Raw genomic sequence first — 17,342 nt, 5'->3', positions numbered from 1 at the left:
GAGCAAGCTACTGATGACGTGGCTTGCTCTTTTGCTTTCTAGGCCCAAAATCAGAGTATCTTTATGGATGTTGTCACTGAAAATAATTCAAACCTGCCTTTTCAAAGGTTAACCAAGCTATTGGGGTATATCGTGCTGATTGTTGCTGTTGCACTGTCGGTATTCCAGATTTGGCAGGGTATCACCTCTACAATCTCCGCTACCTATTTTCGCCCGGTTCATTTGTGTTGGGTTCTAGTGCTGATTTTCATGCATTATCCGTTGGTCAGTAACCTTCATAGCCGATTTTATATAGCAGGTAGAGTTTTTGATTTACTGCTGTGCGTTTTAGTTGTATTGGCTGGGTATCGTATGACGGTATTTGACTACAACGATATTAATTACCTTTTTTATGGCTTATCTAGTTTAGATATGGCGGCAGGAATCGCGCTACTTGTATTGCTTTTGGAAGGATGCCGTCGCACCGTAGGTTTGGTGATGGTGTTAATCGCATTGTTGTTTCTTAGCTATTCAATGTTTGGTGATTTACTACCAAGTGCGTTCGCAATCAAAGCATATAGTTTGCAAGAACTGATTCAATTTCAGATATTTTCCGCCAATGGTGTATTTGGCTCGGCATTGGGAATTGCAGCTACTACGGTATTTATATTTGTGCTGTTTGGCGCCTTTTTAGAGGTGACAGGGGCAGGAAAGTTCTTCATCGATCTTGCATTTTCGATCGCGGGGAAATATCGAGGCGGGCCGGCGAAAGCGGCGGTGCTTGCATCCGCTGGATTAGGATCAATCTCGGGTTCTGCAATCGCAAATACGGTGACTACTGGCTCGATTACAATCCCTATGATGAAAAAGTTGGGCTATAAACCCGAGCAAGCGGCAGGCATAGAAGCTGCGGCGTCAACAGGTGGACAGATAATGCCGCCTATTATGGGGGCAGGCGCGTTTGTTATGGCGCAGTTCACCGGAGTACCCTATAGCGACATCATGTTTGCTTCGATTGCGCCGGCAATCCTTTATTTTTTCTGCACCCTTTTTTATGTCCATCTGATGGCATGTAAGCTTAACTTGCAAGCAGTAAGCCGCACCGAAGCAGTCATTGAGGTGATGAAGCACGGCGCGCATCACCTCATCCCTTTGGTGCTAATTACGACCTTATTGATGATGGCATACTCTCCATTACTGGTTGGCGTTGCAGGTTGCGCCGCCATCTTGGTGGTGGCTATGATGCGTAAACATAGCCGAATCAATTTTTCCCAGTTTTTATTAGGGATGAAGAACGGTGCGCTTTTGGCTCTACCCATTTCAGCTGCTTGTGGCGCGGCGGGGATTATTGTTGGCGTAGTAGGGCAAACAGGGATCGGACTGCAGTTTACTCAGTTTGTCATGGACTTTTCTGGTGGACACATGCTTATCGCATTAGGGCTGATAAGTGTTGTAGCATTAATTCTAGGCATGGGACTTCCGGTTACGGCGGCGTATATCGTATTAGCGGTAATGGCGGTGCCTATGCTCAGTGACTTTGGTTTACCTATCCTTACCGCACACCTGATTGTGTTTTGGTTGTCGCAAACCTCGAATGTGACCCCGCCTATCGCTTTGGCCGCATTTGCTGGGGCTGGCGTGGCGAATGCCAACCCGATGCGCTCGTCTGTTGAGGCATTTAAATTGGCGGGTGGACTGTTTATTATCCCGATTATGATGGCTTATACCAATATAGTGAATAATCAAGATGGGATACTGCTGGTGCTGATCTCTGTTTTGCAGACACTCGCTATCATCATTGCAATAGCAATTGCGATTGAAGGGTACTTTATTAAGGCTTTAAATCGTGTAGAGCGGATAATTGCCTGTATATCAATTCCATTATTACTGCTTAATCCATTTAATCTCGGTTTACTGGGCGGGGCATTGGTACTGGGAATATTTTTGCTGCAATTACGTTCACAAAGAGTGGTGGCTTAACTCATAAAGCAGGCTTAACGCGTTGATATATACGCGCAGTGCTCCTTTAAGCTATCTAGCTATAAGGCATTACTGCGCGTAGTTTTTAGGGGTTAATAAAGCAGGTTTAGGCTGTTTAATATAATCAAACCAATGGTTGTGGTCACAACCGAGGCGAGGGTAGTCAAGGCAATAATATTTGCCGCTAAGGTGGCATTGCCGCCCATCGCTCTTGCCATGATATAGCTTGCGGCTGCGGCAGGTGCACCGCTCATAAAAAAGATTATCCCTAAAGATTGTCCCTTGAATCCTAACAAATACGCGAAAAATACACATATTACTGGCATTAAAACAAGCTTCAAGGTGCTGGCAAGTACGGTTGGAGTGGTATCTTTTCGTAGAGATTTCAAATCAAGGGAGCCGCCGGTGCACAGTAGTGCTAACGGCAGTGTCATATTGGCAAAGTAATGCCCCGCATCAGAGGCGACTTTCGGAATAGGAAGTCCTAGCTTGGAATAAAGGATACCCGCAATAATTGAGATGATAAGCGGGTTCTTGGTAATGCTTTTGGTCATCGATTTTAGTGCACTCGGCGCTTTGCCATTGGGTGAGGCGCCGTTTTTCGGAGTCAGGCAGATAACCGATAGTACGTTATAAAGCAGGGTTGAGGCTGCAACATAGATTGCCGCAGTCGCCAAGCCTTGTGTACCGTACAAGTTTGCTACATAAGCTAATGCAATAATGCCAGTGTTAGAACGAAACCCACCTTGTATAACCACACCCTTATCGGCGTGGTGTTTCATTATTAGCCCTACAACCACAACGCAGAATAGGTAATATAAAATATTACTGGCTACGGCAAAGCTGACGAGTGACAGGCTGGTGGATAAGTCATGCTTAGATTCTACTAGGCTAAGAAACAGCATCGCTGGCAAAGTTACTTTGAATACAAGGTTTGAAGCACTTTGAATAAAGTTATCATTGATAACACCAGTGCGCATTAGAACGACACCCATTATCAGGATCAAGCAAATTGGGCCGGTGACTGATATAGAAAATAACAGTTGATTAAGAAGTTCCATAGTGATCCAGGTTAAGTAATACAATTGGGCGCGGCAATTTTGCCACGACTGGCATTACTTGGCAAAAAAATGTCCATAAAAAGCAAAAGCTCCGCTAATGCGGAGCTAGATATAGGTGTTGTGCTTTTTAGGAGAGGTTACATAAACCATTTCCACCAGATGAATACTGCAAGGAAGCCAAACAAGTAAATCAAACCCACAATAGATAGGGCTTTCAATTTAGGACCAACAGCGAGCTCTTTAGGCAATGATGCCTTGCTGACCAAAATGTAATTTAACAATGCGAAGAACGGCGTGGTAATAAACGCCAGTGTCATTGCGAAATTAAGCATAGGTAGCAATGATTTAGCTAAAAATAGAATAATACCTAGTGCCGCAATCGAAATACCTGCCATCCAAATTCGGGTAGTGGTAGCAGAGGTGGTTTTTTTATGGCTCAGTAGACGTTGAGATTCACTTAACACGCGGGCATAACCATCGATCACTGTGATAGTGCTGCCAAAGATGCAGAAGAATGCGATAACCGCGATTAGGTAGCGAGACCACTCACCGATAGTGCTTGCGTAGAGGTTTACTAATTGATGGGAGAAACCCACCCCAGATGTCTGCAATTTGATCCCAGTTCCATGCATTAGTAACGCGCCCAGAGATAAGAACACAATCGCAAGCAACGCCGTTCCAATATAGCCCACATTAAAGTCAAATAGTGCAGATTTCGCCGTCACTTTTTGGTCTTTACATTGACTCTTTAGCCACATAGAGCTAAAGCTAGATATCTCAATTGGAGCTGGCATCCAGCCCATAGTCACAACAATAAAGCCAATACCAGCAAGCGTCCAAGGAGAGGTGGATACAAAATCCGGTTGCACAGGAGCAGGTTTGCCAATGGCTATTGCAAGTGCGATTAACGTCGCAACTGTTAGCACAGCCATAATGGCTTTCGATAAGTTATTGAGTGCTTTGTAGTGTCCCACAAATAGAATTGCTAAACAGGTGACAAGTACAATAATACTTAACGTGATCATCGAAAGATCGAACGGAATAAAGTATTTGAGTAGGCTTGCACTGAACATTAATAGTGCAGCCGTGCTCACCACTGAGGCGATAACGCTTAAGCCGGTAAATAATCCAAGATATGGTCGACCTAATTTGGCGTAACCTTCAACTAAGCTAGTCTTGGTTCCCATCGTATATTGCACGCCAGCTCTAAAAAATGGATATTTAAAAAGGTTTACTAGCAAGATAAGCACGACCAATTGCCAACCGTAAATCGCACCCGCTTTAGTCGAGGCGACTAAATGAGAGCCACCAACCGCTGCCGCAGCAGATGTTATACCGGGACCCAATGAGTGTAATAAATTCTTTACGCGTGATTGTTGTTGAGGTTCTAAGGTCTGTTCCATGTCTTGCTTATCCATGACTTTTAGTAAGAATATACAAATATCACATATCTCACGCATGTCAACTTAGATGTACATGTTCTGAATGCTTTGTAAAAATTATTCTCTGATTGCTGATTTATGCACCTGATTTTAGATTATGCTTTACCTGTGAGTAGCTCACAGGTTTTATAATGAGTATATTAGTTAGAACATAAGGCTAAATTTATGATCACCTCAGCAGTTGCTAAAAGAGCAGGGGTTAGTGTGGATACCGTACGTTATTACACTAAGCGTGGGCTATTAACCCCGACCCGAAATCCAGATAACGGCTACAAGCAATACAACCTTTCACATCTGCAACGATTGCGTTTTATTCATCAGGCGCGTGAGATCGGCTTTAGTTTAAAAGAGATCGAAGAGATTCTATTGTCTGCGCAAGATGGGGACTCACCTTGTCCTAAAGTTCGCTCTATGATGGTTGAAAAAATAGCAGAATCTGAAGCGCAATTAGTACGTCTGCAAAATCATCTGACTATGCTCAAGAATACCTTTGATACTTGGCAAACCTTACCCGATAGTGAGCCAACGGGAGAGTCAGTCTGTTGTTTGATTGAGTCGTGGACTCAGGAGTGCGACTAATGAACGAGTTTAATTTGCCTGTATCCGGTGTCTCATGCCAAGGGTGTGTGAGTAAGATCCGAAAAGCGGTATGCAGTATTGATGCGCAGTGCCAGCTAGATGTCGATATCGAGTCTCAAAGCATGCAGTATCGCGGTGTATTGTCTCCTGATGAAGTAAGCGCTGTAGTTGATAATCTAGGTTACCTTGAACAAGCTTCAACAGCTGAGGAAAATCTAACCCCTTGCATATCGCCAACGATGGCGTCAATTGAGACCGTGCATCTAAGTTTGGAAGGGGTCAGCTGTGCGGGCTGTGTTAATACCATTCAAAAAGCGGTTGAAAGTGTGGATGGTGTCGACTCTGTATTGATCAATTTTGCTAATCGCACCGCTGAGGTGACAACAACGACGACTGCCCATGAACTCATTTCGGCGATTGAGGGCGCAGGTTATGGCGCACTTGAGATTAATGACCAAGGCATTGCCGAACAAGATCGTCAACGTAAAGAGAGCCAGCAATACCGTTACAAAATGCGTCAATCCTATCTTGGATTAGCGGTTGGCGTTCCGTTAATGCTGTATGGCATGTTGGGTGGCTCAATGAGTGTTGAATCCTCTTTACAGCAATGGATATGGCTGGCTGTTGGTGCTGTGACCCTTATGGTACTGATAGGCTGTGGTAGGCAGTATTTCGTTGGTGCGAGCAAAGCATTTGTGAATCGTAATGCGAATATGGATACCTTGATTGCCTTAGGTACTGGTAGTGCGTGGCTATATTCGATGGCGGTCGTGGTTATGCCTGATTTGTTTCCACAGTCAGCACGACATCTCTATTTTGAGGCCAGCGCTATGATCATAGGCCTAATCAATCTAGGGCAAGCATTAGAGTTAAAGGCGCGTGGCAAAACCTCACAAGCGATTCGTCGCTTGTTGGATCTGCGAGCCAAAACAGCGTTAGTGATCCGAGATGGAAGCACTGTATCGGTTCCAGTCGAACGGGTTCAGGTTGGGGATCATATAGTGATTCGAGCTGGAGAGAGTGTGCCGGTTGATGCCGTAATCATACAAGGCAGCTCTGTGGTGGATGAATCGATGCTCACTGGTGAACCGGTTCCGGTAGAAAAGCAGACTGGAGAAAACGTTAGCGCTGGGACAGTGAACGGCAATTCGAGTATTACGGTAGTGGCAACTAAAGTGGGTAAAGAGACCGCATTGTCACAGATTATAGATATGGTGGTTCGAGCACAAAACTCTAAACCCTCTATCGCGCGCCTTGCTGATACTGTTTCTGGTGTTTTTGTACCAAGCGTGATGATAATTTCGGTGCTAACTGCATTGGCATGGTACAACTTTGGCACCGATCCGGTTTGGGTGCATATGTTGGTTGCAGCGACCTCAGTGCTAATTATCGCATGCCCGTGTGCATTAGGTTTAGCCACTCCTATTTCAACCATGATAGGCATAGGTAAAGCGGCTCAGTTTGGTGGCCTAATCCGTAATGGTGACGCCTTGCAACGTGCCTCTGACATTGACGTAGTCGTATTGGATAAAACGGGAACCATTACCCAAGGGAATCCAAGTGTTGTGGATAGTGAGTTGCTACAAGGTGAGGCAGAAAAAGACGTTCTACCTATTCTAAAGGCATTGGAGTTGGGCTCAACGCATCCTTTGGCAGAGGCGATACTTAGATTTTGTGACCGCTCGGGACATGTAGAACCCTTACGACTAGACCAGGTTGATTCGTTGGCGGGACAGGGCGTAACGGGACGCGACGCCACGCAGCAATATTTGTTAGGTAATGAGCGCTTGATGCACAAGCAGGGCATTTGTTTGGACGCCATTCGTAGCAAAGCAATGTTGTGGGAGCGCGAAGCGAACACTGTGGTGTATCTTTCTGATCACAAGCAGTTATTAGCGGCATTTGCAATTCAAGATCCGATCAAGGCTGAATCCGCTACTGCAATCAACTCGATGCAGAGGTTAGGGCTACAGGTGGTGATGCTTACTGGAGATAATCACGCCACGGCAACAGCGGTAGCACATGCGGCAGGGGTAGAGCAGTATCATGCCCAATTAAGCCCACAAGATAAGCTTGATTGGATTGAAAGATTGCAACAACAAGGCAAGGTGGTTGCTATGGTAGGAGATGGCATCAACGATGCGCCAGCCCTTGCTCGGTCGGATGTTGGCTTTGCCATTGGACAAGGTACTGATGTTGCGATTGAAAGTGCCGATATTACCCTGATGAGTGGTTCATTGTTTGGCGTATCTCAGGTCATTGAAACCAGTAAAGCGACCATGAGAAATATTAAGCAAAACCTGTGGGGTGCCTTTATATACAACGCACTCGGCATTCCGATTGCCGCAGGTATCTTATTCCCTATAACGGGCTGGCTACTTAGTCCGATTATTGCGGGTATTGCGATGTCGTTGTCATCCATTACGGTGGTCAGTAATGCAAACCGTTTGCGCCTATTCACCCCTCGTTCTACAAGGGAGCAACTATGATAGTTAACCTTATTGGCATCACCTTGATTGCCGCGATAATTTGGTGGTTTTGGTTGAAATAACAACAGCTTAAAGCCATTGTTTATGCCGTTAATGAAAAGCCATTCGATCACACATTTATATTTTTGCTAATAATGTTACAATCGTTAGGTTACAAAGTTGTCACATAAATAAAGGAAGCAGTATCAACCTATGTTGGATCTAAAAATAACCGCAAAGAAAAGTATAGAAATCCAACAAACCTTGGCAGCTAACTCCCAATCAGAGACTAAAGTTGAATTCGTGATCCCAAGTAGTATTGATCTTGGTGAAAGCTTTACTGCGGGGGAGTTTTTCGATAAATCCTTTATGCAAACTCATAGGTTTCATAAGGGAAAAAGTATCAGCTTGATGCTGCTATACATCAAGATACTAGAAAAAGAACACCTGCCGTATGAGTCGTATAAGACCTCAATCAGTCTTTTTTCCTATTTATTTATCAATGAGATACGCTCATTTAAAACCAATTTAGAGAAAGAAGAGCAAGCATTAGAAGAGATAGTTGATAAGGCCAAGGGACATTCCAATATTCTGGACTCTTTTCGACGATTTTCGTTAGAAGATGAGCAGAAGTTTGAGCGTTTTCGTAAGGTAGATGCAATTTTATCTTATGAGTTTGAGCAGTATCTATTGCGTCAAACGGCGCACCTTCAGCCAATAAAGGGCTCACAACAAGCCCGTGATTATCTGGCGCAGCTCTCTATGGCTGAGGATGAATATCGCATTTCTCAAATGTATGAGACAACCTATTCAGTTAAGAGCATTGCCTCAGATGATGAAGAAAAACTAACTCGAATATTTAACCAAACTGATCTGCAGAAGAAGCTGCTTGAGCTACCTCTAAAGGTAACCAGTAATAGTACTCGAGTAGGAGAGAAGGAGCGCTATCTTGCGTTAGCCATCGCCACTGGGTTGATTATGTTGGGCTTTACTGTGGTTCTTTTTCAATTCCGATTAATGGGGCTCGATACCGATATGCAGTTTGTATTGGCTTTCGCCGCCCTATATGTTGTACGAGATGTGTTTAAAGAGAGCATTAAGTCCTGGGTGTTTGAAAAGATAATTCGTAAGAAGCCCCGTGTGTTATCGCAATTTAGTATGCCGGATAAAAAAACCATTATTGGCAGTGGAGAAACCTGGTTTAATTCTCAGCCTAACTCCAAGCATGCGATTGCCAATCGAGAAAGTGTATCGCTATTTTTCCGGGAAATTATCAGCCTAAAGAACTTTGAATATAATGGTTTTAAAAAGATAAAAACCAATACTGCAATAGATCTAACCCCTTTAATGCGCTGTTTTCCAAGTGAGAATCGTGACATGTATGTTTATTCATCAACCAATAAACCTCGCAAGGTTAGTATCTCACGCCGTGGACGTATTGAATTGAAAATACATGAAAAGAAAACTGAGCCTAGCGGTGTGAAGGAGCGTACCAAGCGTTATCGTGTCACTTTTGATAGAAGCAAAATCATCAAATTAGAAGTGGTTTGATTGACCTTACAATACTCAACTTGGGCATTTATCGCTGATCTTTATACTCCGCTATTTTTGATAGTGGCCGTATTCCTGTTACGTAAATATTCGCAGGGTCGTGGTGTTCGCCTATGGCGCTGTGCGAGCGCGCTGTTGCTTTCAACCCTATATCTGTATATCGTCCGGTTTGTTGATCTCGGCTTGGGGATTTGGCCATCGTTTAATGCGGATTACAGTACCCATACTGCAGTTGCATTAGTGCTGGTGGTGCAAATTTATACCCTTAATAAAAAGTTGGGAGTGTATTGCGCGTTGCTGTTGGTGAGCTATATGCAGCTCATGAAGTATTTGGGTTATCACACCTATCTCGATATGATAACCACCAGTCTCTTTTTATTGCCCGTTTTTCTGCTTATTTGGAAAAATCAGAAAGGCTGATTGATCATAAACCACATATGGCTACCTTCTTCTGATACGGCATAATCGGCGCGTACCACTAAACCTGCGGTGAGAGCGCGTAATGATACCCCGCCATCGATTTTCATATCAGAGGTAAGCTGTTTTAGGTCATAGCTACTGGCGACTTGCCCAGCTTCTACAAATCCAACCAGCTGAAACCAATCCAAGTTTAAAAACCGTAACCAATCGATGTCTTGAATAGGGTTGTGTTTCAAGGTGTAGCGATATTCCGCGCTGGCGTAAAGGCTTGCTTTGTCGTGAAAGCGGTTGGAATCATACCCGCGCATCCGCTTATATCCGCCAAGGGTTGCCCCCTCGTTGTATGGGGCGGCGTCTTCGACTATGCGCTGGTTATCAGCCAGCTGCTTTACATTCCATGAGGGGGAGTAGGCACTCCATAGATTGAAGGCAAAGATACGCTGTGATGCCCAGTCACTGGCACCAATATTGGTATATTTACTCATATCCAGTTGCCATACGTCCCAATTGTCTTCGGGGGTTAGCCACTTTCCTTCATATGTATAACTTAGGTATTGGCGGCTTCCCATTGAAGGGTTAGGGGCAAAATCCGTGTTGTCGTATTGAATACCTAATTCAAAGGCATTGATATCACCGCTATTTTCGCCCGTTAGCGATTCGTAGGATTGATAGCGATTGAATTGGCGCAAGATAAGTATAGTGGTGCCGTTTTCAAGGGGGTTCCAATAGGTTTGTGGCGCAGGTTCGGTTAGCAATCCGCCGCGCAGGTTGTAATTGATAATGGCGTTATTACGGCGAGAGCCGATAGCAAGTACATATTCCATCTTTAAGTCGAGCCAGTTGTTGAATCCATCCCCTTCAATATATTGCTCTTGGGATGAATCAGAACTGCCTGGTAACGGCTGATCGTTGGGCGTTGGAGTTAGCTTTCCGCCCGCATAGGCGCGCTGTTGCGGGAAGTACGCATACATCCCAGCAATGGAGAGGAAGGTTCGCTTTGAAAAGCTTGGTCGATAGTTCCAGATCCCGGCAGACGTACCGTAGCTTTCAGCTCCGCCCCATGCTGTGGCTCCCATAGCCAACTGCTCTTGTCCTACGCCTTGCACCACGCCACCAATCCCTAGGTTAAAGCCCATGGTTTCAGATGAGAAGAAGTAGGGTAGCACGACAGTGTTACTCTTGTGTTGGGTGTTTTCAGCACGATTAATGGTGTATTTGATACTGACAGGTGTGGCTGCGTGGCACACCCCGGAGGCTAATACCAAGGCAATGCACGCCCGCTTGGTGTGGCGATAAAGTGAATTTTTCATCAAACTACTGTATGCATCCTTGCGTAGAGTTGTTATGCATCATGATACTAAGCTTTTGGTTGCTTAACAGCATGTTTTTTAAAGAAAAGGAATGATTGTGCGCAATGACTGCCTGTAGAGGCAAAGTAGGGTGGGAAGATATGTGAAACCGCAATTAAATTGGGAACAATGGGTACCTTAGAAACAAAAAAAGGAGCCGATTAGGCTCCTTAGGGATTAATAACTCAATGCATTAATTATTTTTCATATAATCGAGCATTTGAGTCTTATATACATCACTATTGCCACCGAAGATAGCTTGAACGCCAGTACCGACTCGTACAACGCCCGCAGCACCAAGTGCTTTTAGCTTAGCTTCGTCAACTTTGTCTTGGTCTTCAATCTGAATACGTAGACGCGTGATACAGGCATCAGTAGATTTGATGTTCGTTTTACCACCAAATGCGGCAACCAATTCTTTGGTGAATTCATCACCCGTAAGCTCAGGTGCTTGCTCTTCTGTAGTGTCTTCACGGCCTGGCGTTTTTAGGTCGAATTTGCGGATTACTACTGAGAAAATCACGTAGTAAAGGGCAGCATATACCAAACCTAAAGGAATGATCATCCATCCTTTGGTAGAAATACCGTAGAAGGTAACATAGTCAATCAGACCAGCACTGAAGCTGTAGCCATGTTTCACACCTAGGATGATACATAGCGGATATGCAAGACCTGCAATGATTGCATGTAACGCATATAACGCAGGAGAGATAAACAAGAATGCAAACTCTACTGGTTCAGTGATACCGGTTAGGAATGAGGTTAGCGCAGCAGAAGCCATGATACCCATTACCTTAACGCGGTTTTCTGGCTTAGAAGCACGACCAATAGCAATGGCAGCGGCTGGTAGACCAAACATCTTAAATAGATAGCCACCTGCTAGGTTTCCAGAGTTTGGGTCACCTGCAAAGAAACGAGGGATCTCGCCGTGGAATACTTGACCCGCAGCGTTAGTGAAATCACCCGCTTGCAGCTGCATGATAACGTTAATTACATGGTGTAGGCCGAATGGAATTAACGCACGCTCAGCGGTGCCATATGCCCAGAACGCAATGACCGGATTTTGCTCTGTTGCCCAGTGACCAAATGCGTCGATAGCGCCACCGATTGGTTGCCAGATGAACGCTAACGCAATACCAAGGAAAAGCATTGCAAAAGACGTCACGATAGGAACAAATCGCTTACCAGCAAAGAAGCCAAGATATGCTGGCATCTTAATGGTATAGAAGCGGTTGAACATATACGCACCAACCGCACCAGAAATGATACCGCCAAGTACGCCCATATCGATATGGTCAACGCCCAATACGCCCGCCATAACTTTCAGCGTCGCAACCAGAACGTAATAACCGATACCTGCGGCAACAGCACCTACACCATCATTTTCAGTAAATGAAATGGCAACGCCAAGTGCAAAGATGAGTGGAAGATTACCAAAAACAGCCCCACCTGCTTCTGCCATCAATTGTGATACTACTGGAGGTATAATAGCGAAATTGGCTGAACCAATACCCAATAAAATACCCGCAGCTGGCATAGATGCTATTGGCAGCATTAATGCCTTGCCAACCTTAGAAAGGCTAGCGAAGAACTTACTAAACATGTGATTACCCCGTATTACATATATTATTTTTATAGCTTCGGCAAGCTACATGTTTAGCTGATATTGTTCAAAGCCTAAAAATGGTATGTAATTGTTTATAAAATATGAGCAATCAAATGCATAGCTCAGTGTAAAGTGGAAATTTCCCTACTAAAATTAATAGCTAAAAGTTGCTTTCTAATTATTATGACAAGTATTTTGCGTCGACTGTTATTTTGAACCATCATATATGTCCACTGTTTATTAATCGCAATTACAGCGCTTTCAAAGCCAATTACATGATGCGGCAATGTCTGCGTGGTACAAGTCAGACGCAACAATTTTGGTTGGAACCATAAAGCATGAATACAGAAATACTAAAAGACATCATTGATGGATACCCGGTGATATCTCAGCTCAATGTTGATGACCTGAAATCAGGCAAGCATACCTTCTGGTTTCGAGTTAGCACCAATGCATTGGGTCAGTGGCATCATTTACCTGTTATTGTATTTAAAGGCCACAAAGCAGGTAAGCGGTTCGTGATTACCGCAGGAGTTCACGGCGATGAATACAATGGCATGCTTGCATCACATCAAATCGCAAACGCCCTAAGTGACCTCAAGATATCGGGTAGCGTGGTGATCGTGCCGACCGTCAATTTATCGGGCACCTTAAACCACAATCGTGATTACATATCAAATGATCCGGACCATTCAACTGCCAACTTAAATCGTTTTTTCCCCGGAGACGAGCAGGGTAATGAAGCGCAACGCTATGTCTACCATGTGTGGGAGCATCTACTAAAACCGAATGCCGATCTGGCGATAGATCTCCATACTCAAACAACGGGCACGACTTATCCACTGTATGCGTTTGCTGATTATCGTCTTCCAGATTGCATCAAAATGGCGAGGCTTATTGGGCCTGATGTTATCTTGAATGACCCTGGTGACCCGGGAATTTTAGAGACAGTGTGGAATCGAAATGGTATTCCATCGACCACATTGGAGATTGGTATGGGACGCTACAGTGACTACCCATTGGTTGAGCGCGCCGTTAGTGGAGTGTTAAATGTGTTGACCGACTATGGCGTTATGGAGTCGCATGGTGCATCTATAAACACAAACATATATGAGGGTAAGGATGTGGTCTCTATCCGCGCGCTAACAGGTGGGTTTTATCAGCCTCAAGTCTCGCTTTTGCAATCGGTGAAAGAAGGCGACCTGCTTTCTATTGGGCAGGATATTTTTGGTGCGGAAGTACGTCGCTATTATGCGCCTCGTGATGGGGTAGTGCTTAGCTTAAACGTCGAACCGATGCGCGCCACGGGGGCGTTAATTGTACGTTTAATCTACTAATTACATGAATTGCTACTGCTAGATTATTGTAAATGTTTCAATAAAATTAATAACTTACAAATATGAGATATGCCTCATCCTTGGTGTGAGGTACATATTTGTGTCACAAAGCTTCAACCTTTTTGAAATAAAAGTTCCTTATCCTGCGTCTCGAACTTAACTTATTGAAAGGTATACAAATGAAGCTTATCAAAACTGCAGTTGCGGCTGCTTTAATGTTCTCTGCTGCGGCGTCAGCGATGGATGCACGTTATCAAGACCGCTCTGGCAATTTGGTGGCAGATTTACCGCAAAATGAAGCCGAGTGGTCAAACCCTGGTACTCTTATTTTTGCTTACACTCCAGTAGAAGACCCAGCCGTTTATGCGGATGTGTGGAGTGAGTTTCTAGCGCACATGGAGCAATCGACAGGTAAAAAAGTTCGCTTTTTCCCAGTACAGAATAACGCAGCTCAAATAGAAGCTATGCGCTCTGGTCGATTACATGTAGCTGGATTTAATACCGGTTCAACCCCGTTAGCGGTTAACTGTGCCGGCTTTAAGCCATTTACTATGATGGCAGCTGAAGATGGCTCATTTGGCTATGAGATGGAGATCATTACTTATCCTGGTTCAGGCATTGAAAAGGTAGAGGATCTTAAGGGCAAAAGCTTAGCATTCACCTCTCAAACGTCTAACTCTGGCTTTAAGGCGCCTTCTGCTATTCTAGCCGCAGAATATAACCTAGCACCAAATCAAGACTTCAAACCCGCTTTCTCTGGTGCTCACGACAACTCAATCTTGGGTGTTGCGCATAAAGATTATGACGCGGCAGCTATTGCCAACTCAGTATTAAATCGCATGTATTCACGTGATGTGATTAAACAAGATCAGATAAAAACTATCTATAAGTCTCAAACCTTCCCAACTACATCATATGGTGTAGCACATAACCTGCATCCAGAATTACAAGATAAGATCAAACAAGCATTTTTTAGCTTCAACTGGGAAGGCACAAAGTTACAGCAAGAGTTTGGACGCAATGGCGAAGCGCAGTTTGTACCGATTACTTATCAAGAGCATTGGGAAGTGATCCGTACTATCGATAACGCCAATAACGTCTCTTACACTTGTAGCTAAGGAAACCCATGTCAGCACTTACTCTAAATAAGCTCACTAAGCATTATTCCGCAGATGATAAAGCACTAACGGATGTGAGCTTCTCAGTCGAATCTGGGGAAGTTGTTGGACTTATCGGCCCTTCTGGGGCCGGTAAATCGACACTGATTCGCTGTATTAACCGCTTAACAGAGCCGACACGTGGTGAGGTGATGTTCTGTGAGCAAGATCTGGTTTCCCTTTCTAAAGGTAAGCTTGGTGCTGCGCGTCGTGAAATTGGGATGATCTTCCAAGAGTATGCGCTTATCGAGCGGCTAACCGTAATGGAAAATGTATTGTCGGGTCGTCTTGGCTATGTAGGATTCTGGCGCAGTTTTACTCGTCGTTATAGTGCCCAAGATATTCAAACAGCCTATGCATTGTTAGACCGCGTTGGATTATTGGAGCACGCCAACAAGCGAGCAGATGCATTATCCGGTGGTCAACGTCAGCGCGTAGGTATTGCCAGAGCACTGGCTCAAAATCCAAAGCTGCTGCTTATTGATGAACCTACTGCGGCCCTTGATCCGCGTACTGCGCGTCAAATTATGCGTTTGATTAGCGAGATTTGCGCCGAGAAGGGACTGCCTGCGATCATTAATATTCATGATGTCCAGTTAGCTAAGCAGTTTGTTGATCGAATTGTAGGCTTGAAGGCGGGAGAAGTGGTGTTTGATGGTAAACCGCAACAATTGGATGAATCGGTATTAACCACAATTTATGGAGAAGAAGACTGGAGCCTTGCGGAGCAAGAGCCTCAGTCTTTGACGTTAGTTGAGGCAGTAGCATGAATGGCGAGTATTCAAGCAGTTGGAAAAAGCCACCTCTGATTGCCAGTGCCCCTGTAAGGTGGGGCATAGTGGCCTTTGCTTTGATTTATCTAACCTTTGCATTTCAGTCGGTAGAGATCAATTGGGCACGAATCTATGAAGGCTCAGAGCGCGGGCTGACCTTTATCCTTGCATTCATGTCACCGGATTTTAGTGGTCGCTGGGATAATATCTATCAAGGCTTGATAGAAAGCTTAACCATGACGGTGACATCGACAGTGGCAGGAGTATTGCTTTCCATACCGTTTGGACTAGGAGCTGCGAAGAATATTGCACCTAAACCTGTGTACATGTTCTGCCGTGGGTTTGTGGCAATAGCGCGCAGCTTTCAAGAGATCATCATCGCGATATTATGCGTTGCACTATTTGGCTTTGGCACCTTTGCTGGCTTTGTAACCTTGACCTTTGCCACTATCGGCTTTTTGGCAAAGCTGTTTGCAGATGAAATTGAAGCGATTGATCCGGCGCCGCTAACGGCCATGCGCTCCACAGGTGCCAGCTGGCTACAGCAGGTGAACTATGCAATACAAGCACAGGTAATGCCGCGTTTTATTGGCCTTTCTATGTATCGACTAGATATCAACTTTAGAGAGTCAGCAGTGATAGGCATTGTTGGGGCTGGAGGCATTGGAGCAACACTAAATACCGCAATGGATAGGTACGAATACAGTACCGCTGCCGGCATATTGCTGATCATTATAGGGATAGTAATGGCGTGTGAATATGTATCTACCTTAATTCGTCAGCGTGTACAGTAGGTAAAATAAATGACAGATTTAACGAGTTGGCATCGATATAGTCAAAAAGAGAGTATGGTGCGTTGGCTGGTATGGTTTACCTTTATTAGCCTGTGTGTGTTTTGTTGGCAGGTCATGAACCGCGAGACTATCTGGTTTTTTGTGACCGATGCACCCAACCAAATGGCGGATATCTCTTCGCGCATGTGGCCGCCAAGATGGAGCTATCTAGAGCAGTTATGGCAACCGCTGTGGGACACAATTAATATCGCGACGCTCGGCACTTTGCTTGGCATTGTACTTGCGCTTCCAGTGGCATTTTTAGCCGCTAACAATACTACTCCAAGTACCGTATTTGTAAGACCTGTAGCGCTGTTTATTATCGCGGCGAGTCGCTCAATTAACTCTCTGATTTGGGCACTGTTATTAGTTGCTATCTTAGGGCCGGGTTTATTAGCGGGTATTATAGCGATTGCACTGCGCTCTATTGGTTTTGTCGCTAAGCTTATGTATGAAGCGATTGAAGAAGTGAACAAGACTCAGGTCTCTGCGATTAAGGCGACAGGGGCTTCACCACTACAGGTTTTAGATTACGGCATTGTGCCACAGGTGATGCCAAGCTTTGTAGGAACCAGTCTATTTCGTTGGGATATTAATATTCGTGAGTCGACGGTTCTGGGATTGGTTGGCGCAGGAGGTATTGGTCTTAAGCTTCAAGAATCAATGTCGATATTGGCATGGCCTCAGGTCACGGTTATCTTCTTGTCTATTCTAATGACAGTGGTTATTTCTGAGTGGATCTCCGCCAAGGCACGACATGCACTTATTTAATAGGCATCGAGTCTGCTATTAGTTAACGACCCTAAG

14 protein-coding genes are annotated in these 17,342 nt (G+C 44.7%); 10 read left to right on the top strand and 4 right to left on the bottom strand.

Features of this window, described 5'->3' with window-relative positions; genetic code table 11:
- Positions 1-63: 63 nt before the first annotated feature.
- The gene (locus OCU28_RS06595; protein WP_261815424.1) at positions 64-1,959 is read left to right on the top strand and encodes a TRAP transporter permease; all 1,896 of its coding nucleotides are present in this window, start codon (positions 64-66) and stop codon (positions 1,957-1,959) included.
- 92 nt (positions 1,960-2,051) lie between these two features.
- Here the strand turns inward: OCU28_RS06595 and OCU28_RS06590 are convergent, their stop codons facing one another.
- Together OCU28_RS06590 and OCU28_RS06585 are read right to left on the bottom strand one after the other, a co-directional pair.
- Positions 2,052-3,020, bottom strand: a complete 969-nt coding sequence (locus tag OCU28_RS06590; RefSeq protein ID WP_261815423.1) for an AEC family transporter — start codon at positions 3,018-3,020, stop codon at positions 2,052-2,054.
- 137 nt (positions 3,021-3,157) lie between these two features.
- The gene (locus OCU28_RS06585) at positions 3,158-4,423 is read right to left on the bottom strand and encodes an NRAMP family divalent metal transporter (RefSeq protein ID WP_261815422.1); all 1,266 of its coding nucleotides are present in this window, start codon (positions 4,421-4,423) and stop codon (positions 3,158-3,160) included.
- Positions 4,424-4,627: 204 nt separating this feature from the next.
- Here OCU28_RS06585 and OCU28_RS06580 point away from each other — a divergent pair, with 204 nt between their 5' ends.
- The 4 genes from OCU28_RS06580 (at position 4,628) to OCU28_RS06565 (ending at position 9,480) form a co-directional block, all read left to right on the top strand.
- On the top strand, positions 4,628-5,041 hold the full coding sequence (locus OCU28_RS06580) for a MerR family transcriptional regulator (protein ID WP_261815421.1): 414 nt from the start codon (positions 4,628-4,630) through the stop codon (positions 5,039-5,041).
- Positions 5,041-7,530: a heavy metal translocating P-type ATPase gene (locus tag OCU28_RS06575; RefSeq protein WP_261815420.1), complete on the top strand. Its 2,490-nt coding sequence runs from the start codon at positions 5,041-5,043 to the stop codon at positions 7,528-7,530. The genes OCU28_RS06580 and OCU28_RS06575 overlap by 1 nt, the downstream gene beginning before the upstream one ends.
- 192 nt (positions 7,531-7,722) lie before the next feature.
- Positions 7,723-9,060 (top strand): hypothetical protein, encoded by a 1,338-nt coding sequence (locus OCU28_RS06570; RefSeq protein ID WP_261815419.1) that lies wholly within the window; start codon positions 7,723-7,725, stop codon positions 9,058-9,060.
- On the top strand, positions 9,061-9,480 hold the full coding sequence (locus OCU28_RS06565; protein WP_261815418.1) for a hypothetical protein: 420 nt from the start codon (positions 9,061-9,063) through the stop codon (positions 9,478-9,480). It abuts the gene before it with no gap.
- On the opposite strand, the gene OCU28_RS06560 is transcribed toward OCU28_RS06565, so the two are convergent.
- Entirely contained in the window at positions 9,468-10,790 is a 1,323-nt protein-coding gene (locus OCU28_RS06560; RefSeq protein WP_261815417.1) for an outer membrane protein assembly factor, read from the bottom strand. The genes OCU28_RS06565 and OCU28_RS06560 overlap by 13 nt on opposite strands.
- A 232-nt stretch (positions 10,791-11,022) precedes the next feature.
- On the bottom strand, positions 11,023-12,432 hold the full coding sequence (gene ptsG, locus OCU28_RS06555; RefSeq protein ID WP_261815416.1) for a PTS glucose transporter subunit IIBC: 1,410 nt from the start codon (positions 12,430-12,432) through the stop codon (positions 11,023-11,025).
- Positions 12,433-12,773: 341 nt separating this feature from the next.
- On the opposite strand from ptsG, the gene OCU28_RS06550 reads away from it, so the two are divergent.
- The 5 genes from OCU28_RS06550 (at position 12,774) to phnE (OCU28_RS06530) (ending at position 17,306) form a co-directional block, all read left to right on the top strand.
- Positions 12,774-13,772 (top strand): succinylglutamate desuccinylase/aspartoacylase family protein, encoded by a 999-nt coding sequence (locus tag OCU28_RS06550; RefSeq protein ID WP_261815415.1) that lies wholly within the window; start codon positions 12,774-12,776, stop codon positions 13,770-13,772.
- Positions 13,773-13,951: 179 nt separating this feature from the next.
- Positions 13,952-14,890, top strand: coding sequence for a phosphate/phosphite/phosphonate ABC transporter substrate-binding protein (gene phnD, locus OCU28_RS06545; protein ID WP_261815414.1), 939 nt, complete (start codon positions 13,952-13,954; stop codon positions 14,888-14,890).
- Between the two features lie 8 nt (positions 14,891-14,898).
- Entirely contained in the window at positions 14,899-15,699 is an 801-nt protein-coding gene (gene phnC, locus OCU28_RS06540; protein ID WP_261815413.1) for a phosphonate ABC transporter ATP-binding protein, read from the top strand.
- Positions 15,696-16,496 (top strand): phosphonate ABC transporter, permease protein PhnE, encoded by an 801-nt coding sequence (phnE, locus tag OCU28_RS06535; protein WP_261815412.1) that lies wholly within the window; start codon positions 15,696-15,698, stop codon positions 16,494-16,496. Before phnC ends, phnE (OCU28_RS06535) begins: the two co-directional genes overlap by 4 nt.
- Before the next feature lie 9 nt (positions 16,497-16,505).
- Complete coding sequence (gene phnE, locus OCU28_RS06530) at positions 16,506-17,306, top strand: phosphonate ABC transporter, permease protein PhnE (protein WP_261815411.1); 801 nt, start codon at positions 16,506-16,508, stop codon at positions 17,304-17,306.
- The last annotated feature ends 36 nt before the right edge of the window (positions 17,307-17,342 follow it).

It is taken from the genome of Vibrio gallicus, from assembly GCF_024346875.1.
GTDB classification, from domain to species: domain Bacteria; phylum Pseudomonadota; class Gammaproteobacteria; order Enterobacterales; family Vibrionaceae; genus Vibrio; species Vibrio gallicus.
This window is presented reverse-complemented; position numbering and strand designations above follow the sequence as displayed.

Coding starts and splice junctions, on each gene's coding strand:
- OCU28_RS06550 (WP_261815415.1), top strand. CDS start 12,774: ATGAATACAGAAATACTAAAAGACATCATTGATGGATACCCGGTGATA.
- OCU28_RS06570 (WP_261815419.1), top strand. CDS start 7,723: ATGTTGGATCTAAAAATAACCGCAAAGAAAAGTATAGAAATCCAACAA.
- phnE (WP_261815411.1), top strand. CDS start 16,506: ATGACAGATTTAACGAGTTGGCATCGATATAGTCAAAAAGAGAGTATG.
- phnE (WP_261815412.1), top strand. CDS start 15,696: ATGAATGGCGAGTATTCAAGCAGTTGGAAAAAGCCACCTCTGATTGCC.
- OCU28_RS06575 (WP_261815420.1), top strand. CDS start 5,041: ATGAACGAGTTTAATTTGCCTGTATCCGGTGTCTCATGCCAAGGGTGT.
- OCU28_RS06595 (WP_261815424.1), top strand. CDS start 64: ATGGATGTTGTCACTGAAAATAATTCAAACCTGCCTTTTCAAAGGTTA.
- phnC (WP_261815413.1), top strand. CDS start 14,899: ATGTCAGCACTTACTCTAAATAAGCTCACTAAGCATTATTCCGCAGAT.
- ptsG (WP_261815416.1), bottom strand. CDS start 12,432: ATGTTTAGTAAGTTCTTCGCTAGCCTTTCTAAGGTTGGCAAGGCATTA.
- OCU28_RS06580 (WP_261815421.1), top strand. CDS start 4,628: ATGATCACCTCAGCAGTTGCTAAAAGAGCAGGGGTTAGTGTGGATACC.
- phnD (WP_261815414.1), top strand. CDS start 13,952: ATGAAGCTTATCAAAACTGCAGTTGCGGCTGCTTTAATGTTCTCTGCT.
- OCU28_RS06585 (WP_261815422.1), bottom strand. CDS start 4,423: ATGGAACAGACCTTAGAACCTCAACAACAATCACGCGTAAAGAATTTA.
- OCU28_RS06560 (WP_261815417.1), bottom strand. CDS start 10,790: ATGAAAAATTCACTTTATCGCCACACCAAGCGGGCGTGCATTGCCTTG.
- OCU28_RS06590 (WP_261815423.1), bottom strand. CDS start 3,020: ATGGAACTTCTTAATCAACTGTTATTTTCTATATCAGTCACCGGCCCA.